This is a genomic window from Paractinoplanes ferrugineus, assembly GCF_016862195.1.
GTDB classification, from domain to species: domain Bacteria; phylum Actinomycetota; class Actinomycetes; order Mycobacteriales; family Micromonosporaceae; genus Actinoplanes; species Actinoplanes ferrugineus.
In genome coordinates this window covers 14,471-34,168 of the sequence record NZ_BOMM01000069.1, presented here as the reverse complement: position 1 = coordinate 34,168, position 19,698 = coordinate 14,471, and the positions used below count along the sequence as shown (strand labels likewise).

20 protein-coding genes are annotated in these 19,698 nt (G+C 69.4%); 11 read left to right on the top strand and 9 right to left on the bottom strand.

The window, feature by feature from the left end:
• The first annotated feature begins 121 nt into the window (after positions 1-121).
• Positions 122-478, top strand: a complete 357-nt coding sequence (locus tag Afe05nite_RS36860) for an ArsR/SmtB family transcription factor (protein WP_203821943.1) — start codon at positions 122-124, stop codon at positions 476-478.
• 58 nt (positions 479-536) lie between these two features.
• On the opposite strand, the gene Afe05nite_RS36855 is transcribed toward Afe05nite_RS36860, so the two are convergent.
• Positions 537-1,361, bottom strand: coding sequence for a class I SAM-dependent methyltransferase (locus Afe05nite_RS36855; RefSeq protein WP_203821971.1), 825 nt, complete (start codon positions 1,359-1,361; stop codon positions 537-539).
• A gap of 292 nt (positions 1,362-1,653) precedes the next feature.
• On the opposite strand from Afe05nite_RS36855, the gene rpsA reads away from it, so the two are divergent.
• From rpsA to Afe05nite_RS36835, 4 genes are all read left to right on the top strand, one after another.
• The gene (gene rpsA, locus Afe05nite_RS36850; protein WP_203821942.1) at positions 1,654-3,162 is read left to right on the top strand and encodes a 30S ribosomal protein S1; all 1,509 of its coding nucleotides are present in this window, start codon (positions 1,654-1,656) and stop codon (positions 3,160-3,162) included.
• 71 nt (positions 3,163-3,233) lie between these two features.
• Positions 3,234-4,418, top strand: a complete 1,185-nt coding sequence (gene coaE, locus Afe05nite_RS36845; protein WP_203821941.1) for a dephospho-CoA kinase — start codon at positions 3,234-3,236, stop codon at positions 4,416-4,418.
• Between the two features lie 299 nt (positions 4,419-4,717).
• Positions 4,718-6,832: an excinuclease ABC subunit UvrB gene (gene uvrB / locus Afe05nite_RS36840; protein ID WP_203821940.1), complete on the top strand. Its 2,115-nt coding sequence runs from the start codon at positions 4,718-4,720 to the stop codon at positions 6,830-6,832.
• Between the two features lie 1,154 nt (positions 6,833-7,986).
• A complete protein-coding gene (locus Afe05nite_RS36835) occupies positions 7,987-8,985 on the top strand; it encodes a TerC family protein (protein WP_203821970.1) in 999 nt (332 codons plus the stop codon).
• 251 nt (positions 8,986-9,236) lie between these two features.
• Here the strand turns inward: Afe05nite_RS36835 and typA are convergent, their stop codons facing one another.
• The gene (typA, locus tag Afe05nite_RS36830) at positions 9,237-11,102 is read right to left on the bottom strand and encodes a translational GTPase TypA (RefSeq protein ID WP_203821939.1); all 1,866 of its coding nucleotides are present in this window, start codon (positions 11,100-11,102) and stop codon (positions 9,237-9,239) included.
• Positions 11,103-11,250: 148 nt separating this feature from the next.
• Between typA and Afe05nite_RS36825 the strand changes: the two genes are divergently transcribed.
• Positions 11,251-12,030 carry a lytic transglycosylase domain-containing protein gene (locus Afe05nite_RS36825; protein WP_203821938.1) on the top strand — a complete coding sequence of 260 codons (780 nt, stop codon included), beginning with the start codon at positions 11,251-11,253 and terminating at the stop codon, positions 12,028-12,030.
• 124 nt (positions 12,031-12,154) lie between these two features.
• Positions 12,155-12,580 carry an uL11 family ribosomal protein gene (locus tag Afe05nite_RS36820; protein WP_203821937.1) on the top strand — a complete coding sequence of 142 codons (426 nt, stop codon included), beginning with the start codon at positions 12,155-12,157 and terminating at the stop codon, positions 12,578-12,580.
• Between the two features lie 28 nt (positions 12,581-12,608).
• On the opposite strand, the gene Afe05nite_RS36815 is transcribed toward Afe05nite_RS36820, so the two are convergent.
• Positions 12,609-13,208 carry an ATP-dependent Clp protease proteolytic subunit gene (locus Afe05nite_RS36815; protein ID WP_203821969.1) on the bottom strand — a complete coding sequence of 200 codons (600 nt, stop codon included), beginning with the start codon at positions 13,206-13,208 and terminating at the stop codon, positions 12,609-12,611.
• 101 nt (positions 13,209-13,309) lie between these two features.
• Between Afe05nite_RS36815 and Afe05nite_RS36810 the strand changes: the two genes are divergently transcribed.
• Positions 13,310-14,008 carry a GntR family transcriptional regulator gene (locus tag Afe05nite_RS36810; protein ID WP_203821936.1) on the top strand — a complete coding sequence of 233 codons (699 nt, stop codon included), beginning with the start codon at positions 13,310-13,312 and terminating at the stop codon, positions 14,006-14,008.
• On the opposite strand, the gene Afe05nite_RS36805 is transcribed toward Afe05nite_RS36810, so the two are convergent.
• A complete protein-coding gene (locus tag Afe05nite_RS36805; protein ID WP_203821935.1) occupies positions 14,005-14,184 on the bottom strand; it encodes a hypothetical protein in 180 nt (59 codons plus the stop codon). The genes Afe05nite_RS36810 and Afe05nite_RS36805 overlap by 4 nt on opposite strands.
• Positions 14,185-14,325: 141 nt before the next feature.
• Here Afe05nite_RS36805 and Afe05nite_RS36800 point away from each other — a divergent pair, with 141 nt between their 5' ends.
• Positions 14,326-14,808 (top strand): cupin domain-containing protein, encoded by a 483-nt coding sequence (locus Afe05nite_RS36800; protein ID WP_203821934.1) that lies wholly within the window; start codon positions 14,326-14,328, stop codon positions 14,806-14,808.
• Here Afe05nite_RS36800 and Afe05nite_RS36795 read toward each other — a convergent pair.
• The 3 genes from Afe05nite_RS36795 to Afe05nite_RS36785 are packed head-to-tail and all read right to left on the bottom strand — an operon-like array spanning position 14,805 to position 17,312.
• Positions 14,805-15,029, bottom strand: coding sequence for a DUF397 domain-containing protein (locus Afe05nite_RS36795; protein WP_239118471.1), 225 nt, complete (start codon positions 15,027-15,029; stop codon positions 14,805-14,807). The two genes, Afe05nite_RS36800 and Afe05nite_RS36795, sit on opposite strands and share 4 nt — an antisense overlap.
• A 34-nt stretch (positions 15,030-15,063) precedes the next feature.
• Entirely contained in the window at positions 15,064-15,798 is a 735-nt protein-coding gene (locus Afe05nite_RS36790; RefSeq protein WP_203821933.1) for an aspartate/glutamate racemase family protein, read from the bottom strand.
• Positions 15,798-17,312, bottom strand: coding sequence for an NCS1 family nucleobase:cation symporter-1 (locus tag Afe05nite_RS36785; RefSeq protein WP_203821932.1), 1,515 nt, complete (start codon positions 17,310-17,312; stop codon positions 15,798-15,800). The genes Afe05nite_RS36790 and Afe05nite_RS36785 overlap by 1 nt, the downstream gene beginning before the upstream one ends.
• Before the next feature lie 119 nt (positions 17,313-17,431).
• On the opposite strand from Afe05nite_RS36785, the gene Afe05nite_RS36780 reads away from it, so the two are divergent.
• Both Afe05nite_RS36780 and Afe05nite_RS36775 read left to right on the top strand, forming a co-directional pair.
• Positions 17,432-17,941, top strand: a complete 510-nt coding sequence (locus Afe05nite_RS36780; protein ID WP_203821931.1) for a SigE family RNA polymerase sigma factor — start codon at positions 17,432-17,434, stop codon at positions 17,939-17,941.
• Entirely contained in the window at positions 17,938-18,600 is a 663-nt protein-coding gene (locus Afe05nite_RS36775; RefSeq protein ID WP_203821930.1) for a hypothetical protein, read from the top strand. Before Afe05nite_RS36780 ends, Afe05nite_RS36775 begins: the two co-directional genes overlap by 4 nt.
• On the opposite strand, the gene Afe05nite_RS36770 is transcribed toward Afe05nite_RS36775, so the two are convergent.
• Together Afe05nite_RS36770 and Afe05nite_RS36765 are read right to left on the bottom strand one after the other, a co-directional pair.
• The gene (locus Afe05nite_RS36770) at positions 18,597-19,190 is read right to left on the bottom strand and encodes a hypothetical protein (protein WP_203821929.1); all 594 of its coding nucleotides are present in this window, start codon (positions 19,188-19,190) and stop codon (positions 18,597-18,599) included. The genes Afe05nite_RS36775 and Afe05nite_RS36770 overlap by 4 nt on opposite strands.
• Positions 19,187-19,636 carry a sigma-70 family RNA polymerase sigma factor gene (locus Afe05nite_RS36765; protein WP_438869537.1) on the bottom strand — a complete coding sequence of 150 codons (450 nt, stop codon included), beginning with the start codon at positions 19,634-19,636 and terminating at the stop codon, positions 19,187-19,189. The genes Afe05nite_RS36770 and Afe05nite_RS36765 overlap by 4 nt, the downstream gene beginning before the upstream one ends.
• Between the last annotated feature and the right edge of the window lie 62 nt (positions 19,637-19,698).

Below are 19,698 nucleotides of genomic sequence, written 5' to 3'. Positions count from 1 at the left end.
GCACCATTGCCGGATCGCACCGACAAGCCGTAGGACAGGCGGTGACGATCAATGGCGCGGGGCGGTAATGTTCGGCGCGGCGGCTGCTGGCCAGTGGTGGGGTCGTGGACGGGGACAGAGGATGTTGAGCGAATCGATCGACGAGACCGCGATGGCGGCCGAGGGTGCGCCGCTGGCGCACGCTCCGATGAATGCAACGCAGGCGAGCCGGTTCGCTCCGATGTTCAAGGCGCTCGGTGACCCGGTGCGGCTGCGGCTGCTCTCCATGATCGCCTCGGCGGGCGGCGGCGAGGTGTGCGTCTGCGACCTGACCGGCGAGTTCCATCTCACCGGCCCGACGATCTCGCATCACCTGCGGGTGCTGCGCGAGGCCGGGCTGGTCGACAGCGACCGGCGCGGCACCTGGGTCTACTACCGGCTGATCCCGGCCGGCCTGACCGTGCTGGCCGCCCTGCTGGACGCCGGCACGTTCATCTGACCCCGGCCGGCCGGTGCCGCGAGGCGATGGCCTGCCGGTGCCGCGAGGCGATGGCCGGTCAGTGCCGCGTGGCGGCGGGCGGCGGCGCGGGCAGGTCGGCGACGAAGATGGCGGTGCCGGGGAAGAGCCGGCCCCGCAGCGGGCTCCACTGGCCCCAGACCTGGTCGTGGTCCGCCGGCCACTCGGGCTCGACCAGGTCGCGCAGCACGAAACCGGCCGCCACCAGCTCGCGGATCCGATCGCCGAGGGTGCGGTGCTGCTCGACGTAGGTGGGCACGCCGTCGTCGCCGATCTCCACGTACGGGGTCCGGTCGAAGTACGAGTTCCGGGCGATCAGACCGGTCTCGTCGGGTTCGTCCCAGAAGATCCAGCGCATCGGGTGGGTGATGGAGAAGGCCCAGGTACCCCCCGGACGCAGGACACGGGCCACCTCCCGCATCGCGGCGCCGGAGTCGGCCACGAACGGGATCGCCCCGAAGGCGGTGCACACGATGTCGAATACGCTGTCCGCGAACGGCAGGGCCAGCGCGTCGGCTTGCAGCAGCGGTACCCGTACACCTGATCGCTCGGCCCCGGCCCGCGCGTGCCGCAACATGCCCGCCGAGAGATCCATCGCGACGACGTCCGCGCCCTGCGCGTCGAGCCACCGCGCGCCGGCCGCGGCGCCGGCCCCCAGCTCCAGCACCCGCTTGCCCTTGACCTCGCCCAACAGCCCCGCGTCCGCCTCCCGCAGGCCCTCCGGGCACCACACGAAGTCGAGATCGCCCAGGAAGCGGCCGTGCTCGGACTGGTATTCGTCGGCGTCCAGATCCCACCACGAGCGGCTGGCGACCCGGCTCTCGTCGTCGGTGATCTCGCGGCGGTTCGGGGGTGGGGTCTCGATCACGCCGCAACGGTACGGCAGCGCGTGGCGCCGTCCCGATTCGGCACATAACGGGCATGCTACGAGGTTTCCCCCGAACAATGTGCCGCCGTCGTCAGGAGGGCTTGCAACCTGTGGTAATGCGCACGGTAAGCTAGTCGATGCGCTCGCGGATCGTGTGCCTCGGCAGGGAGCAGGCTCCGTGGTCGTCGGTCGCGACATGATCGACTAATTCGGTTTGTGTCGTGCCCGCCGGCAGTTCCGCGGGACGCGAGAGACACCACGACACCATCCGTTCGGAGCAACTGTCCACATGACGAGCAGCATCGAGGCCACCTCGAGCGCCAACAAGGTCACCGTCGACGATCTCGGGTCCGAGGAAGCGTTCCTCGCCGCCATCGACGAGACCATCAAGTACTTCAACGACGGCGACATTGTCGAAGGCACCGTCGTCAAGGTCGATCGGGACGAGGTCCTGCTCGACATCGGCTACAAAACCGAGGGCGTGATCCCCTCGCGTGAGTTGTCGATCAAGCATGACGTGGACCCCGCGGAAGTGGTGTCGGTCGGTGACCACATCGAGGCTCTTGTTCTCACCAAGGAGGACAAGGAAGGCCGCCTGATCCTGTCCAAGAAGCGCGCGCAGTACGAGCGCGCCTGGGGCACGATCGAGAAGATCAAGGAGGACGACGGCGTCGTTCGCGGCTCCGTCATCGAGGTCGTCAAGGGTGGCCTCATCCTCGATATCGGTCTCCGCGGCTTCCTCCCGGCCTCGCTGGTCGAGATGCGTCGCGTGCGCGACCTCCAGCCCTACGTGGGCCGTGAGCTCGAGGCCAAGATCATCGAGCTGGACAAGAACCGCAACAACGTGGTCCTGTCCCGCCGTGCCTGGCTGGAGCAGACGCAGTCCGAGGTTCGCACCGAGTTCCTCAACAAGCTGCAGAAGGGCCAGGTCCGCAAGGGCGTCGTGTCCTCGATCGTCAACTTCGGCGCGTTCGTCGACCTCGGCGGCGTCGACGGTCTGGTGCACGTCTCCGAGCTCTCCTGGAAGCACATCGACCACCCGTCCGAGGTTGTCGAGGTCGGCCAGGAGGTCGAGGTCGAGGTTCTCGACGTCGACCTGGACCGCGAGCGCGTCTCGCTGTCGCTGAAGGCGACCCAGGAAGACCCGTGGCGTCAGTTCGCCCGCACCCACGCGATCAACCAGATCGTGCCGGGCAAGGTCACCAAGCTGGTCCCGTTCGGTGCGTTCGTCCGCGTCGACGACGGCATCGAGGGCCTGGTGCACATCTCCGAGCTGGCCGAGCGGCACGTCGAGCTGCCCGAGCAGGTCGTCCAGGTGGGTTCCGACGTCCTGGTCAAGGTCATCGACATCGACCTCGAGCGTCGTCGCATCTCGCTGTCGCTCAAGCAGGCCAACGAGAACTTCGTCGAGGGCGAGGAGCACTTCGACCCGACGCTGTACGGCATGGCCGCCACGTACGACAACGAGGGCAACTACATCTACCCGGAGGGCTTCGACCCGGAGACGGGCGAGTGGCTCGAGGGCTTCGACAAGCAGCGCGAGACGTGGGAGAAGCAGTACGCCGACGCCCGCGAGCGCTGGGAGGCCCACACCAAGCAGGTGCAGCTGTCCCGCGAGGCCGACGCCGAGGCCGCGCTCAACCCGGCCCCGCCCGCGGCGGCCGGTGCGCCCACCGGCACCACCTCCTCGTCGAGCTCGCCGGCCCCGGCGCGCGCCGCCGAGGAGCCGGCCGGCACCCTGGCCACCGACGAGGCCCTCGCCGCTCTGCGCGAGAAGCTCGCCGGCGGCAAGAACTGAGGCACTAGCCTTTCCGCGAAAGGGCCGTCCCGACTTCGGTCGGGGCGGCCCTTTCGCCATATCCTGATCCCGTGCTGAGGGTGGGACTTACCGGCGGGATCGGCGCGGGCAAGAGCGCGGTCGCGAAACGCCTCGTGGACAACGGCGCCGTGCTCATCGACTCCGACGTGCTGGCCCGCGAGGTGGTGGAACCGGGCACGGCCGGGCTCGCGGCCGTCGTCGACGCCTTCGGCCCCGGGGTGCTCACCGCCGAGGGCGCGCTCGACCGGCCGGCGCTGGGGGCGAAGATCTTCGGCGACGACGAGGCCCGCCGCCGGCTCGAGAAGATCATTCATCCCCGGGTACGCACCCGGGCCGTGGAGCTGGCCCACGCCGCCCCGCTCGACGCCGTCGTCGTCAACGACATCCCCCTGCTCGTGGAGACCGGTCAGGCGTCGTCGTTCCACCTCGTCATCGTCGTCGAGACCGACCGTGACGTGCGCATCCGCCGCCTGGTCGAGACCCGGGGGATGACCGCCGAGCAGGCCGTCGCGCGCATCTCCGCCCAGGCCGGCGACGAGCAGCGCCGGGCCGCCGCCGACGTGCTACTGGTCAACGACGGGACCCTCGACGACCTGCACGTGCGGGTCGACGCGCTGGTCCGCGACCGGCTGCGCCCGTTCGAGGAGCATCTGCGGCACGGCACCGCCGCCCGCCTCGGCCCCGAGCTGCGCGTCGTCGAGCCCGACCCGGCCTGGCCGGCCCAGGCCGCCCGGCTGATCGCCCGCATCCGGCACGCGCTCGGCGACGGAGCACCGGTGACGCACATCGGCTCGACCGCGGTCCCCGGGCTGCCGGCCAAGGACATCATCGATCTCATGCTGGCGGTACCCACCCTCGACGAGGCCGACGCGCTCGCCGACCGGCTCACCCAGGCCGGTTTCCCCCGCCGCCCCGGCGACTGGACCGACAACGCCCGCGGCCTGCCCGGCCGCACCTGGCCCAAACGGATGCACGGCACCGCCGACCCCGGCCGGCCGGTCCACCTGCACGTACGGGTGGCGGGGTCGCCGGGCTGGCGGTTCGCCCTGCTGATGCGCGACCACCTGCGCGCCGTGCCGGCGGCCCGCGAGGCCTACGCGGCGGCCAAGGCGTGCTGGGCGGCGTCGCACAGTGACCGCATCGCTTACGGCGAAGCCAAGGAGCCGTGGTTCGACGAGGAGGCGCAAGCCGCCGACGACTGGGCCGAGGCCACCGGGTGGCGGCCCACCCCGTAGCTCCGTGCTCGTTCTGCCGGTCCTGCCGCCGTTGGAAGGGCGCTCGCGGCGGCTGGTCAGCGCAATGCGCGACCACCACGGGTGCGCGCGCCGGAATGCCGGGGCGCATCGACCGTGGGCCGGCCGGACAAGCCGTTTTGGTGGCCTGTCATCGAGCCGGTCGGCCGCCGCGAGCGGCCTACCCGAACAGGCTAGGCGAGGCGTGCAAGCGCTGCCAATGGCGTTCGTCGCAGCCGAATGTGCACCCTGCGCACGGCGTCGGCCAGAACTTGTCATACCCCCGACGTACGGTTGTCCCCATGGCGTTCGACATCCCCCTGCTGGAGAACCGTTTCGAGGTCATCAGCGAGTTTCAGCCCGCCGGTGACCAGCCCGCGGCCATCGATCAGCTGGAGCGCCGGGTGCGCCAGGGCGACCGCCACACGGTGCTGCTCGGCGCGACCGGCACCGGCAAGAGTGCGACCACCGCGTGGCTGATCGAGCGGCTGCAGCGGCCCGCGCTCGTGCTCGCCCCCAACAAGACCCTGTGCGCGCAGCTCGCCAAGGAGTTCCGTGAGCTGCTGCCCAACAACGCGGTCGAATACTTCGTCAGCTACTACGACTATTACCAGCCAGAGGCCTACATCGCGCAGTCCGACACCTACATCGAGAAGGACTCGTCGGTCAACGAGGAGGTCGAGCGGCTGCGGCACTCGGCGACCATGTCGCTGCTGACCCGCCGTGACGTGGTCGTGGTGGCCACGGTGAGCGCGATCTACGGCCTGGGCACCCCGCAGGAATACGTGGAGACCGCGGTCAAGCTCAAGGTCGGCGAGGAGACCGACCGCGACAAGCTGCTGCGCCGCCTGGTCGACATCCAGTACGCCCGCAACGACATGGCCTTCCAGCGCGGCACGTTCCGGGTCCGGGGAGACACCCTGGAGATCATCCCGGCGTACGAGGAGCTGGCCATCCGGGTCGAGCTGTTCGGCGACGAGATCGAGAAGCTCTACTACCTCCACCCGCTCACCGGTGACGTGGTCCGCGAGGTCGACGAGCTGATCATCTTCCCGGCGACGCACTACGTGGCCGGCGCCGAGCGCATGGAACGGGCGATCCGGGGCATCGAGGCCGAGCTGGAGGAGCGGCTCGCCGAACTCGACCGGCAGGGCAAGCTGCTCGAGGCGCAGCGGCTGCGCATGCGCACGACCTATGACATCGAGATGATGCGTCAGGTCGGCTTCTGCAACGGCATCGAGAACTATTCGATGCACATGGACGGCCGCTCGCCCGGCGAACCGTCGTACACCCTGCTCGACTATTTCCCCGACGACTTCATCACCGTCATCGACGAGTCGCACGTGACGATCCCGCAGATCGGCGGGATGTACGAGGGGGATGCCTCCCGCAAGCGCATCCTCATCGAGCACGGCTTCCGGCTGCCCAGCGCCGCCGACAACCGGCCGCTGCGCTTCGACGAGTTCCTCGAGCGGGTCGGCCAGATGGTGTTCCTGTCGGCGACCCCCGGCCCGTGGGAGATGCAGCAGGCCCAGGGCGAGTTCGTCGAGCAGGTGATCCGGCCCACCGGTCTGATCGACCCCGAGGTGGTGGTCAAGCCGACCAAGGGCCAGATCGACGACCTCATGCACGAGATCCGGTTGCGCACCGAGCGCGACGAGCGGGTGCTGGTCACGACGCTCACCAAGAAGATGTCCGAGGACCTCACCGACTACCTCCTGGAGAACGGCATCCGGGTGCGCTATCTGCACTCCGAGGTGGACACCCTGCGCCGGGTCGAGTTGTTGAAGGAACTGCGCAAGGGCGATTACGACGTACTGGTCGGCATCAACCTGTTGCGGGAGGGCCTCGACCTGCCCGAGGTGTCGCTGGTCGCCATCCTCGACGCCGACAAGGAGGGCTTCCTGCGCAGCGGCCGGTCGCTCATCCAGACCATCGGCCGCGCGGCGCGAAACGTGTCCGGCGAGGTCCACATGTACGCCGACAAGATCACCCCGTCGATGCGCGACGCGATCGACGAGACCGACCGGCGCCGGGCCAAGCAGGTCGCCCACAACGAGGCCAACGGCATCACCCCGCAGGCCCTGCGCAAGAAGATCCACGACATCCTCGACGACATCTACCGTGAGGCCGAGGACACCGAGGCCACCGTCGGCCCGATGGTCGGCGGCGGCGGCCGGCAGATCTCCCGCGGCAAGGCCCCCGTGCCCGAGACCAGGTCGAAGGCCCGCGCCTCCAACGCCCCGGCCCGCGAAGGCATGGCCCGCGCCGAACTGGCCCAGCTCATCCAGGACCTCAGCGACCAGATGCTGGCCGCCGCCCGCGAGCTGCAGTTCGAGCTGGCCGCCCGCATCCGCGACGAGATGTCCGAGCTCAAGAAGGAACTGCGCGGCATGGACATGGCCGGAGTGAAATAACGGTCCGCAACCTCGCGCGCCGGCCCCACCCGGCCGCCGGGTGGACTCCGCCGGGGCTCCCGTCGGGCGGGCTCCCGCCGGCCCGACAGGGGCTCGCCCCTACCCGGCTCGCCCCTACCCGGCTCGCCCCTACCCGGCTTGGCCCCCCACCCGGCTTGGCCCCCAATCAGCCCTTGCCCCTCCACCCAGCCGGCCGGCCGGTCCAGCTACGGCCCGGGTGAGGGGGTGGGGGTCGAGCTGGGCAGCTTTTGACGGTGCCGAGCGGCTGGGCGGCGGCCTGCGGTAGTGATCGGTTAGGGCCGGCCGGGTCAACGCCCGCGCCAACGCCGCGCTCGGTTGTTTTCCGACAATCGGCTCGGCGGCTCGGCGGCTCGGCGGCTCGGCGGCTCGGCGGCTCGGCGGCGTTGATCGGCTTGGGTCGGCCCGGGTCGGCCCGGATGAGACGGGTGGCCGCTTCGGTCATGGGGTGAGCCGCGGCTCGGCGTTGCTGGGCAGCTTGATCGGGCTGGTCTGGTCGGATGGCAGGGCGGTGGCGGCATTCCCGGGCGGTCGAGTTGCTTCTTCGGTGTCGCATAGCGGACCCGCTGGGGCCCACTTTGCTGGCCCTGGGTGGGCGGAGAACGGCTCGCCGCGGCAGGAGGGGAGCGTCGTCAGCGACGAGGACGACTCGAAGCCGAGAGCGCTCAACGTGTCCGCAGGCTCGCTGTTTGTAAGGTCATGCCCCGGACCAGAGCCGGCGCGCCGGAGGCTGAGGGGGCTGGGCTAGCCTCCTAGGAAGCCGTGGAAGTGGCACGTCTGGTCACAGGCTGATCAGGCTTAACAACCCTTGCTGTATAGCCATGTGTCGACCGGCAGGCGTTACGCTTGGCCCATGGACGTGTCCGGTACGGGCGGTTCGGGGGAGAGACCGAACACGGTTTGCCGGGGCGCCCTGCCGTTCGGTCCCGTCATGAGACAGAATGGCTGCCGTAGGAGGGGAGTATTCCCTCGCATCGGTCTCGTCAGCACGGAAGGCCCCGCCTCGGCGGGTTCGGCCCGGGGCCGGTGGTCGCCACAAGCGGCGGAAGAGACCTCCGACAGTGCACGTCGCTGCGCTCACTCGATCCCGGGTGGCCGCAGCGCCTGATCGTGTCTGCCGGAGGTCCGCGTTGTCTGTGTCTGCTTGGGTGTGGATTGCCACACTCGTCGCCCTCGTCGCCGTTCTCGCCGTCGATCTTCTGATCATCGGCCGGCGACCGCACGAGCCCTCGGTGAAGGAATCCAGCCGGTGGGTCGCCCTGTACGTCGGGCTCGCGGTCGCGTTCGGTGTGGGTGTCTGGATCACCGCGGGCGGACGGTACGCCGGCGAGTTCTACACCGGCTGGCTGACCGAATACTCGTTGAGCGTCGACAACCTCTTCGTCTTCGTCATCATCATGGGGCGGTTCGCCGTGCCCCGGCAGTTCCAGCAGAAGGTGCTGCTCATCGGCATCGTGCTGGCGCTGCTCATGCGCGGCCTGTTCATCGCCGCCGGTGCCGCCCTGATCTCCCAGTTCTCGTGGGTCTTCTACATCTTCGGCGCGTTCCTCGTCTACACGGCGATCAACCTGCTGAAGGAGGGCCAGAACGACGAGGACGACTTCAAGGAGAACATCCTCATCCGGTGGTCGAAGAAGCTGCTGCCGGTGTCTTCGTCGTTCGGTGACGGGCGCATGACGGTGCTGACGCAGACCGGGAAGCGGCTGTTCACGCCCCTGCTGATCGTCACGATCGCGATCGGCACCACGGACCTGCTGTTCGCGCTGGACTCCATCCCGGCGATCTTCGGCATCACCAAGGAGCCCTACCTGGTCTTCACGGCGAACATCTTCGCCCTGATGGGCCTGCGGCAGCTCTACTTCCTGCTGGGCGGCCTGCTGGAACGCCTCGTCTACCTCAACTACGGACTGGCCGCCGTGCTCGCGTTCATCGGCGTGAAGCTGTTCCTCGAGGCGCTGCACACCAACAGCCTGTCGTTCATCAACGGCGGCGACGGCGTCCACTGGGCGCCGGAGATCCCGATCTGGCTGTCCCTGCTCGTGATCATCGGCACGCTGGGCATCGCCACGGTCGCCAGCCTGGCCAAGTCGGCTCGCGACAAGAAGCGGGACCCGCAGCCGGCCCAGCATCCGTAGCGTCGCAAACCACGCGAAAGCCGCAAGCCGAACGAGAGCCGCGAACCACACCGGGCCGGGATGCCAGCCGGATGGGGCGCGCAAGGCCGGCGGAGACCCCGAACGCGGTCGGGGAAAGGTCTTGAGAAACGCACAGCCCGATGGGCGCGGCAGAAGCCGGGCCCATCGGGCTGATTGCGGGCGGCAGCCGCCGGAGGCGGGGTTCCGCGCTGGTGCGGTCGGGAACCCCGCCGGGCGTATCTGTCCGGTTCTTACTGCTGGTGTTTGCGACGTGCCGCCTGGCGGCCGCGGGTCTGCTGGTCGAGGATGACCTTGCGGATGCGGACGGCGGCCGGGGTGACCTCGACGCACTCGTCCTCGCGGCAGAATTCGAGGGCCTGCTCCAGGGACAGCTTGCGCGGCGGGATCACCTTCTCGGTGTTGTCGGCGCTCGCCGCGCGCATGTTGGTGAGCTTCTTCTCCTTGGTGATGTTGACGTCCATGTCGTCCTCGCGAGAGTTCTCGCCGACGATCATGCCTTCGTAGACCTCGGTGGTCGCCTCGACGAACAGCTGACCGCGTTCCTGGATGTTGATCATCGCGAACGGGGTGACCACCCCGGCTCGGTCGGCCACGAGAGAGCCGTTGTTACGGGTGCGTAGCTCGCCGAACCACGGCTCGTAGTCCTCGAACAGGTGGTGCATGATGCCGGTGCCGCGGGTCTCGGTGAGGAACTCGGTGCGGAAGCCGATCAGGCCGCGCGCCGGGACCAGCCATTCCATCCGCAGCCAGCCGGTGCCGTGGTTGATCAGCTCCTCCATCCGGCCCTTGCGGGTGGACAGCAGGGTGGTGATGGCGCCCATGTATTCGTCGGGGGCGTCGATGGTCAGTCGCTCGACCGGCTCGTGGACCTTGCCGTCGATGGTCTTGGTGACCACCTGGGGCTTGCCGACGGTGAGCTCGTAGGACTCGCGGCGCATCTGCTCGACCAGGATGGCCAGGGCGAGTTCACCTCGGCCCTGCACCTCCCAGGCGTCGGGGCGCTCGGTCGGCAGGACCCGCAGCGAGACGTTACCGATGAGCTCGCGGTCGAGACGGTCCTTGACCATCCGGGCCGTGACCTTGGCCCCCTTGACCTTGCCGACCAGCGGCGAGGTGTTGGTGCCGAGGACCATCGAGATGGCCGGCTCGTCGACGGTGATCAGCGGCAGCGGGATCGGGTTCTCCGCGTCGGCGAGGGTCTCGCCGATCATGATGTCGGCGATTCCCGCGATGGCCATGATGTCGCCGGGGCCGGCGCTCTCGGCCGGCTTGCGGTCGAGGCCCTCGGTGATCAGCAGTTCGGAGATCCGGACGTTGCTGATCGTGCCGTCGGTCTTGCACCAGGCCACGGTCTGGCCCTTGCGGATGGTGCCCTCGTGGACCCGGCACAGCGCGAGCCGGCCGAGGAAGTTCGACGAGTCGAGGTTGACGACGTGCGCCTGCAACGGCGCGCCCTCGGTGTAGGTCGGCGCCGGGATGGTCTCGAGGATGGTGTTGAACAGCACCTCGAGGTCGGTGCTGTCCTCGGGGACGGTGCCGTCCTTGGGCTGGGTCAGGGAGGCGATGCCGTCGCGGGCACAGGCGTAGACGATCGGGAACTCGATCTGGTGCTCGTCGGCGTCGAGGTCGAGGAAGAGCTCGTAGGTCTCGTCGACGACCTCCTTGATCCGGGCGTCCGGCCGGTCGACCTTGTTGATGATCAGGATGATCGGGAGTTTGGCGGCGAGCGCCTTGCGGAGCACGAACCGGGTCTGCGGCAGCGGGCCCTCGGAGGCGTCGACCAGCAGGGCGACGCCGTCGACCATGGTGAGGCCGCGCTCGACCTCACCACCGAAGTCGGCGTGGCCGGGCGTGTCGATGATGTTGATGGTGACCGGGTCGCCTTCGGCGGGCTGGTAGCTGATCGCCGTGTTCTTGGCGAGAATGGTGATGCCCTTTTCCCGCTCCAGGTCCATGGAGTCCATGGCGCGGTCGGCCATCTCGCCCCGCGCGTGGGACTGGCTCCCCTGGCGCAGCATGGCGTCGACCAGTGTGGTTTTGCCATGGTCGACGTGAGCGATGATGGCGACGTTGCGTAGGTCGGTGCGGGTCTGCATACACCTATTGTCACCGGTCTTGGTTGCTGGACCGGGTCCGGGGTGTGACCGGGGATCTCGTCTTTTTTGTCCGCTTGCCGGGGCAGCGGCTGCCGGGCGTCAACTGTTAGCGTTCCCGCTCGACAGCTCAGGGGGAGGGGTTTCGTCGATGGCTCATCGGTTGAAGGTTCTGGCGGCGGTCGTGGCGCTGATCGTGGCCGGTGGCTGCGGGCTGACCGGTCGTGACAACTCCGACAAACCGGTCGCGGTCGCCGCGCCGCCCTCGGCGGAGCCGACGTTCGACCTGGTCACCGAGTCGCCGTCGGCCGAGCCCACGACGTCCGCGCCCGCTCCGCCGGCCAAGAAGCCGAAGAGTGCCGAGCCGACCCAGCCCGCTTTCTGGAGCCAGCTACCGGAGTGCGCGCACTACGACAAGACCAAAGCGGTGTCGAAGAGCAAGGTGAAGGCGGCGCTGAAGGCGGCCTCGGGGCGGGTCTACTGGCGCACCGAGGCGCCCCAGCTCAAGCTCAACTACCCCCTCGTCAAGGCGGTGGCGTGGCAGGAGAGCGGCTGGCAGTCGAACATCCACAACTGTGACGGCGGCGCCGGGGTCATGCAGGTCATGCCGAACACGGTCGACATGATCAACGGGCGTTTCGGGCTCACCTACGACGCGTCGAGATACCAGGACAACGCGGACGCGGGGGCCAACTACCTGGCGTGGATGACGAAGTGGGTGGGGGACCGCTACTTCGGCGGGAGCTACAACCTGAGTGCGGCCAAGTGCAAGACCCACTCGTCGTGGTGCCTGCTCAACGTCGTGATCTCCGGCTACAACGCGGGCCAGGGCGGGATCGAGGCGGCGGCGTCGGGCAAGGAACTTCCCAATCCGGAATACGTCGCGGCGGTCCGGTCGCTGATGACGCGGTGCCAGTGCGATAAGTACTGAGCCCGGGCGTTACACTTTTGGCGTGCTCCCGGGGGCTGTATTAGAATCCCCGGGTTAGTCGTGTGTTGATGATGCTGGCGAGCTGCGATCGGCTTGTGCAGCTCACCCTAAGGAGCCCTACGCAATGCCGCCCAAGAAAAAGACCCATGAGGTAACCCTCGCGCTTGAGGCGGGTAACGCCGCGATGGTCGACCTCGGCAAGATGCTCGGTCCGACCGGGGCCAACATGCGTGCCGTGAAGGTGGAGTACGACGAGGCCACCTCGAAGAACCGGGGCGAGATCATCCCGGTCGTCGTGTCCGTCTACGAGGACCGCAGCCACACGCTGGCCTACAAGACGCCGCCGACCAGCTTCCTGATCCGCAAGGCTCTGGGCATCCAGTCGGGCGCTTCCAACCCGCTGACCCAGACGGTCGGCACGCTGAGCGCCACCCAGATCAAGGAGATCGCCGAGCGCAAGCTCCCCGACCTCAACGCGAACGACGTCGACGCGGCGATGCAGATCGTCGCCGGCACCGCCCGTTCGATGGGTGTCAAGGTCGCGCAGTAACACCTGGCTTGTCGAACGGCTCCCGGGGTCAGCCCCGGGAGCCGTTTTTCATGATCTCGTCGAGCAGGCCGTAGGCGACCGCCTCCTCGGCGCTGAGCACGCGTCCCGCCGACAGGTCGTCCTCGATCCGGCTGCGGGACTGGCCGGTCACCTCGGCCAGGCGCAGCACGATCTCCTCGAGCTCGCGCAGGTGCTGGCCGGCGGCCCGGGTCACCTCGTCGGCGGTGCCGGTCACGCCGGCCGCGCGCGGCTCGGACAGCTTGAACCGGGCGTGCCGGTAGGCGGAGCGCCGGCCGGCCGCCGCGAGCACCGCCACCACGGCGCCCGACGCCTGCGACGTGACGAGGGCGTGCACCGGCGCGTTCATGGTGTCGAGCACGTCGATCACGGTGAGGGCAGCGCTCAGCTCGCCGCCGTCGCTGGCCACGTGCAGCTGCACCGGGGCGGGCCCGGCCGCGTCCAGGGTGAGCAGGGCGGCCGAGATGCTGGTGGCGGCCTCGGGGGTGAGCTGGCCGCGAATCATGACGATCCGCTGGTCGAAGAGGCGTTCCTCGAGCCATCCGGGCATGCCGGCCGTGCCGGGCGGGACCGGTGGCGTGGGCTGGCCCCAGTGCGGATCGTGTCGCATGTTCACCACGCCGAGCCTAGTCGGATCGGGGAGTGATGCGGGACACACAGTCAGGTGGTCGTCGTAGCGGCCCTGTAACGCGGGGGTTCTAGGGTCTCGGCATGCAGGGTCCGCGCCGCCGGTCGATATTGATCTCGCGGCTGGGCGGGAGGCCGCTCGGCGGGGTCCTCGGCGAGTTGCGCGGCATCATCCTCGACGGGGAGGTGCCGCCGGGGTCGGCGATCCCGGTCGACGCGGTCGCGGCCGCGTTCGGGGTGAGTCGCATCCCGGTGCGCGAGGCGTTGATGACGCTCATCGGGGAGGGGCTGGTCGACCACAGGCCGAACGGCGGCTACCGGGTGGCGACCATGACCGCCGGCGAGTTCACCGAGATCTACCTGGTGCGGGAGGCTCTGGAGACGGCGGCGTTGCGGGCCGCGGTCGAGCTGGCCACCGAGGACGACGACCGGCAGGCGCTGGCCGCGCACGGGGCGCTCGACGCGGCCGTGGTCGCCTTCGACGGGCGGCTCTACCACCGGGAGAGCCGCCGCTTCCACCTGGCGCTGTTGCGCCCGTGCCGGATGCGGCGGCTCCTGCACATGCTCGACACGGCCTGGAACATGACCGAGCCGCTGCAGCCGATGACCCATCTGGACAGCGCCGACCGGGCGCTGCTGCACGCCGATCACGCCGGCATGCTGGCCGCGTTCCGGGCGCGCGACGCGGCGGCGCTGACCGCCGTCTTCGCCGAGCATCATCATCGGCTGCAGGCGGCGATCGGCGCCCTGCCGCACGACACGGGCCTGTTCGACGAGGATTAGGCCGGTTCGGGGACGCCACCCGGGTCGGGGATGACGGCCGGTTGCGGCTGCGTCGGCGGGGCCGGTTCGACCGGGGCGGGCGGCAGCGTGTCGGGTGTGTCCGGGGAGAGTTCACCCGGGTCGTCCGGAATCGGCGCTCCGGGGTCGAGCGGCGGGTAGCGGTCGGGCTCGGGCATCTCGCGTCCTTCCCGTGGTGGTTGCTGTCCCCGCCGACTTACCCCCGGTCGGCGGATCTCGAACACCGATTGCCTACAAGAAGGGCAAAAGGCGCGACGAGCGGGGCGGCGAGCGTGCCGCCTCCGGCGTTGAATAGGACGATGAGCTATCCACCACCGCTTTACCACGGGGACGACGGGGAGAGCAGCGCGCGCTACCGGCCGGACGGCACGGTGCCGGAGCTGGTCTACCCCACCAACGGGACACGCGTGCACTACCTGGCCACCGGCGAGTCCACCGGCGGGCTGTTCGGCCTCTACCGCTGGGAGTGCGAAGCCGGCGTCACCGGACCCGACCCGCATTTCCACCGCAGCATCACCGAGTCGTTCTACATCCTCACCGGGGTCATGAGCATCTACAACGGCGAGCGGTGGATCGAGGCCGCCCCCGGTGACTGGGTGCACGTGCCCGCGGGCGGGGTGCACGGCTTCAAGAACCGGTCAGGTGAGCCGGCGTCGATGCTGCTGCACTTCTCGCCGGGGGCGCCCCGGGAGGGCTACTTCGAAGGGCTGGCCCGGCTCGGCGAGATGAGCGAGCAGGAGCGCACGGAGTTCTACCTGGAGCACGACAACCACTGGCTCTAGGTGTCGAACTCGCCGTCCTTCACCCCGGCCACGAACGCCCGCACCTCGGCCGGGGTGAAGAACAGGACGGGGCCGCCGGGCTCCCGGGAGTCGCGCACCGCCCAGCCGCCGTCGGGCAGCAGGGCCACCTCGACCCGGCTGCCGTCGCCGTCGCCGTGGTCGGCCGTGCGCCACTCGGCGGTGTCGCGGTTGAAGACTTCCTGGTATCCCTTGGCGGTCACGGCCCCATCCTGACGCCTCGCCCGGATCGTGTCGTCACTTTGTCCGGTTGAAGACCTCGAGTAACCCGATGTAGGGCTTCGGCGGCGGCGGGGCGTACTCGCCGTGGCCGGACGTGCCGACCTTCAAGGTCAGGAGCGCCTGCACGAGTACGGTCGCGGCCGCGACCCCGTCGATGACCGGCACCCCCAGTTCGGCGGTGGCCGCCGCGCACAGCCCGGCCATCCCGGCGCAGCCCAGCACGATCACGTCGGAGCCGTCGGTGGCCAGAGCCCGGCGGGCCAGGTCGACGACCCGCCGCCGGACGGTCGGGTCGTTCTCCAGGGCCAGCACCGGGATGTCGCAGGCGTGCACCCCGCGGCAGGCTCCCGCCGGCGTGTAGCGGGCGGCGAGGTCCCAGGCCCGGCCCCGGGTGCGGGCCAGGGTGGTGACCACGCTGAACCCGCGCCCGACCAGGGTGGCCGCGTGCATGGCGGCCTCGGCGATGCCGATCACCGGGGCGTCGGTGAGCTCGCGGGCGGCGTCGAGCCCGGGATCGCCGAAGCAGGCGACCACGTAACCGTCGGCGCCGTCCCGTTCGCCCGCGGTGATCGCCGCGAGCAGCCCGGGAACGGCCAGGGCCTCGTCGTAGTGGCTCTCGATCGACGCCGGGCCCATCGTGGACGTGACCGCGTCGAGGGTGACGCCCGGACCGGTCACGGCCCGGGCGTTCGCCTCGATCAGCGCGGTCATCGACTCCGTCGTGTTGGGGTTGACGACCCGGATGCGCATCAGACCCGGCTCCTCGCCGCCACTTCGAAACGGGTGGCCAGCGTGAGATAGACCAGGAAGCCCAGGCCCATCCCGATGAACCAGCTGTACTGGGCGGTGGTGTGCATGCCGGGAGCGTTCGTGGCCAGCACCGGGATCACCGCGATGACGGCGCCGGTCGCGGTCGCGATGATCGCCGCCGGGTTGTAGCCCTTGCTGTACCAGTACCGCCCCTCGGGTGCCATCGTGAACATGTCGTCCACGTCCACCCGCTGCTTGCGCACCAGGTAGTAGTCGGCGATCAGCACCCCGAACAGCGGGCCGATCGCCGCGCCCAGCGTCTCCAGCGTGTAGTGGATGACGTCCGGGTTGTTGTAGAGGTTCCACGGGGTGATCAGCACCGAGCCGACCGCCGCGATCATGCCGCCGGCCCGCCAGCTGATCCGCTGCGGGGAGACGTTGGAGAAGTCGAACGCCGGCGAGATGAAGTTGGCGACGATGTTGATGCCGATCGTGGCGATGGTGAAGGTGAGCGCGCCCAGCACGATCGCGAAGGTGCTGTCGATGCGCGCCACCGTCGAGACCGGGTCGGTGATCAGCTCACCGAAGACCGGGATCGTCAGCGAGGCGGTCACCACGACCAGGATCGAGAACATCAGGAAGTTCAGCGGCAGCCCGAGCAGGTTGCCGGTCTTGACGGCCTTGAACGACCGCCCGTATCTGGAGAAGTCGCCGAAGTTGAGCATCGGCCCGGAGAAGTAGGACACCACCAGGGCGATCGCGCCCAGCATGACCGGGACGGCGTCCCAGCCGTGATACTTCACGTCACCCAGCGACAGGTTGATCGAACCCCAGCCGGCCTTGTAGATCAGGTAACCGGCGAGCACGAACATCACGACGTAGACGGCCGGGCCGCAGAAGTCGATGAACTTGCGGATGGTCTCCATGCCGGTCCAGAACACCGCCGCCTGCAGCACCCACAGAATCGCGTAGGTGCACCAGCCGAGCAGCGGCAACCCCAGAAACCCATGAAGATCCACATCTGCGTACGGGCTGAGCCCCGGCCAGATCTTCAGGACCACCACATCGAGGGCCGCCGAGGCGAGGTACGTCTGGATGCCGTACCACGCGACCGCGATCGCCCCCCGGATGATCGCCGGCACGTTCGCCCCGAGCACCCCGAACGCCGCCCGGTTGATCACCGGGTAGGGCACTCCGGTGGCCTGCGACGGTTTCGCCACCAGGTTGCAGAAGAAGTAGACGATGGTGATGCCCGCTACCAGCGAGACGAGCACCTGCCAGCTGGACAGCCCGAGGGCGAACAGACTGCCCGCCGTCACGTAGCCGCCCACGCTGTGCACGTCGGACATCCAGAACGCGAAGATGTTGTAGGACCCCCAGTGCTGGTTCTCCAGCGGGGCGAGATCCTCGTTGGTGAGCCGGGGGTCGTACCCCGCTCTGATGACGCCGCTGCCGACCGGCATGCCGGCGGCTTCGACCAGGTCCTTTGGCGTGCTCGAGGTGATGTCGGCCATGCAAGCACGCTAAGTAGCCGCTGTTTCACCCGGATTTGCGGAACTGTATATCTTCGCTCGTGCAACCCTTCCCGACCGCGGATCGTCAAGTGGCTGTGAGAGCGAAGGAGGGCCCGTGAATGACGCAGCGTGACGAGCAGTTCCACAGCTTCGTGCTCGAGAAGCGCGCCGGGTTGGTGCGTACGGCGACCTTGCTGACCGCGGGTGACGGACATCTGGCCGAGGATCTGGTCCAAGCCACCCTGACGAAGCTGTATGTCGCCTGGCCGGCGTTCCGGCGCGCGGACAACCCGGAGGGCTATCTGCGCCGCACCCTGGTGAACGCCCTGACCGACGAGAAACGCCGGTGGTGGCGCCGCCACGAGCGGCCGGTGGCCGAGCTGCCGGACCGCGCGCACGCCCCGTCGCCGGACCCGGACGACCGCACCGAGGGGCTACGCACCGCGTTGCGCGGGCTGCCGCCGAGGATGCGGGCCGCGCTGGTGTTCCGGTACTTCTACGACCTGGACGTCGCCGACACCGCCGACGCCCTCGGATGCTCCGAGGGAACGGTGAAGAGCCAGACCGCCCGAGCCCTCGACCGGCTCCGGGAGGTCATGCAACTTCCGCTGACAGGAGTGATCCGATGAAGGATCTGCAAGACCGTCTGTCCATGATCGCCGGTTCGGCCGGCGCAACCTCGGCCCAGCAGGCGGACACCGATCTCACCCGCGCCAAGCGGGCCCTGCGCCGCCGCCGTGCGGTGCGGGGGGCCGGCGCGTCGGTCTTCGCCGTGGCCGCGCTGGCCGCCGTGGTCTCCTACGGAACCAACGACCAGGCCACCACGTCCCCGGCCCAGCAGGCCGCCCCGGCCACCGCCCCGGCCCGCAAGCCGGTGGTCACCACCAAGCTCGTCGCCTACCAGGGCGAGCAGCCGAAGGGCTTCACGATCGACAAGGTGCCGGCCGGCTGGGAGCTGCAGGGCGCCAGCGACACGGTGCTGACCTTCGCCCCGATCGGGACGAAGGACAAGGAGATCAACAACTTCGTCGGCAAGATCGCGGTGATGCTCCAGTCGAAGGACGACAAGCAGACCCCGGCGGGTACGAACATCACAGTCGCCGGCAAGCCGGGTGTGATCAACACTCCGGAGGGCGGCGGTGACTCCCGCAACCTGTGGGTGAAGCAGCCGAACGGGATCTGGCTCCAGGCCCAGATCTGGGACGCCAGCGGGTGGAGCACCGACGAGATCGTCGAGTTCGGGGCCGGCCTGCACGTCCTGGAGGACGCGGTCCAGGGCGTCGGTTAAGGGGCGATCCCGCGCGCGACCGACTCGACCTCGGTCGCGGTGAACGCGCCGTTCGCCTCGACGGTGATCACCACCCCGCCCGGGGTGGTGATCACCGCTCCGCGCCCGGTGCCGTCGGCCATCAGGCAGGCGGTGCCGGCCGGCACCGCGAAGGTCTTCTCCTTCTGCTTGCCGTCGGCGGCCCAGCCGGCCACGTCGGCGTCGTCCACGCCGGGATCGGGACGCAGCACGCTCACCCACATCCCGATCCCGACCCCCCGGTCGAAGCGACGGCTGGTGACGGTGAACGCGTCCGGTCCGGTGTCGGTGAGCCCGCGCCGCAAGTAGCTGTCGGTGCCGGTGCGGACGGTGCCGGTGGGCAGCCAGCTGATCGCGAAACCGTCGAGCAGCGGACCGATCGCGGGGGCCGCCGCCGGTGGCGGTGGCGTCCGGTCCGTCGTGCGGTCCACCGTGATGAGCGCCGCCCCACCGGTCACGCCCAGCACGGCGACTCCGGCCGCGACCGCCGCACGTCGGGCCCGCCGGCGCCGGCGTACGCCCTCATGGACTTTCCTGATAAAGCCTTCGGTGACCGGAATATCCCAGCTCATCTCGGCTCCTCCTGGGCGCGCAAGGCCGCCAGCCCGCGCGACACCTGCGAGCGGACCGTCTGCGGACTGCACCCGAGCAGTTCGGCGATCTGCTCATCGGGCAGATCCAGGACATAACGCATGGCAACCGCGGCCCGTTGCTTCACCGGCAGGGAGGCCAGCAGATCGCGTACGCCATCGGCCGCGTCCACCGCCGCCAGCCGGCCGTCCTGCGCCCCGCGCTCCGGCACCGCCGCCACCGGGATGTCGGCCCGCCGGCGCCGGTTGTTGAGGAAGAGGTTGAGCAGCGTGCGCTGGGCGTAGCCGACCGGATTGCCGTCCCGCCGCACCCGCGACCAGGCCAGTCCCACCCGGATGAGCGTCTCCTGGGCAAGGTCCTCGGCCTCGGCCCGCTGCAGCGTCAGCACGTGGGCGAACCGCAGCAGCCCAGGACCGACCGCACGCACATAGGCCTCGAAGTCGGCCCCCGGAAATCCCCGCACACCCTGATTACACCGGCCGACCCCGG

Excerpts from the sequence above, each read along its gene's own strand:
- Afe05nite_RS36860 (WP_203821943.1), top strand. The coding sequence starts at position 122 with ATGTTGAGCGAATCGATCGACGAGACCGCGATGGCGGCCGAGGGTGCG.
- rpsA (WP_203821942.1), top strand. The coding sequence starts at position 1,654 with ATGACGAGCAGCATCGAGGCCACCTCGAGCGCCAACAAGGTCACCGTC.
- uvrB (WP_203821940.1), top strand. The coding sequence starts at position 4,718 with ATGGCGTTCGACATCCCCCTGCTGGAGAACCGTTTCGAGGTCATCAGC.
- typA (WP_203821939.1), bottom strand. The coding sequence starts at position 11,102 with ATGCAGACCCGCACCGACCTACGCAACGTCGCCATCATCGCTCACGTC.
- Afe05nite_RS36825 (WP_203821938.1), top strand. The coding sequence starts at position 11,251 with ATGGCTCATCGGTTGAAGGTTCTGGCGGCGGTCGTGGCGCTGATCGTG.
- Afe05nite_RS36820 (WP_203821937.1), top strand. The coding sequence starts at position 12,155 with ATGCCGCCCAAGAAAAAGACCCATGAGGTAACCCTCGCGCTTGAGGCG.
- Afe05nite_RS36815 (WP_203821969.1), bottom strand. The coding sequence starts at position 13,208 with ATGCGACACGATCCGCACTGGGGCCAGCCCACGCCACCGGTCCCGCCC.
- Afe05nite_RS36810 (WP_203821936.1), top strand. The coding sequence starts at position 13,310 with ATGCAGGGTCCGCGCCGCCGGTCGATATTGATCTCGCGGCTGGGCGGG.
- Afe05nite_RS36805 (WP_203821935.1), bottom strand. The coding sequence starts at position 14,184 with ATGCCCGAGCCCGACCGCTACCCGCCGCTCGACCCCGGAGCGCCGATT.
- Afe05nite_RS36800 (WP_203821934.1), top strand. The coding sequence starts at position 14,326 with ATGAGCTATCCACCACCGCTTTACCACGGGGACGACGGGGAGAGCAGC.
- Afe05nite_RS36790 (WP_203821933.1), bottom strand. The coding sequence starts at position 15,798 with ATGCGCATCCGGGTCGTCAACCCCAACACGACGGAGTCGATGACCGCG.
- Afe05nite_RS36785 (WP_203821932.1), bottom strand. The coding sequence starts at position 17,312 with ATGGCCGACATCACCTCGAGCACGCCAAAGGACCTGGTCGAAGCCGCC.
- Afe05nite_RS36780 (WP_203821931.1), top strand. The coding sequence starts at position 17,432 with ATGACGCAGCGTGACGAGCAGTTCCACAGCTTCGTGCTCGAGAAGCGC.
- Afe05nite_RS36775 (WP_203821930.1), top strand. The coding sequence starts at position 17,938 with ATGAAGGATCTGCAAGACCGTCTGTCCATGATCGCCGGTTCGGCCGGC.
- Afe05nite_RS36770 (WP_203821929.1), bottom strand. The coding sequence starts at position 19,190 with ATGAGCTGGGATATTCCGGTCACCGAAGGCTTTATCAGGAAAGTCCAT.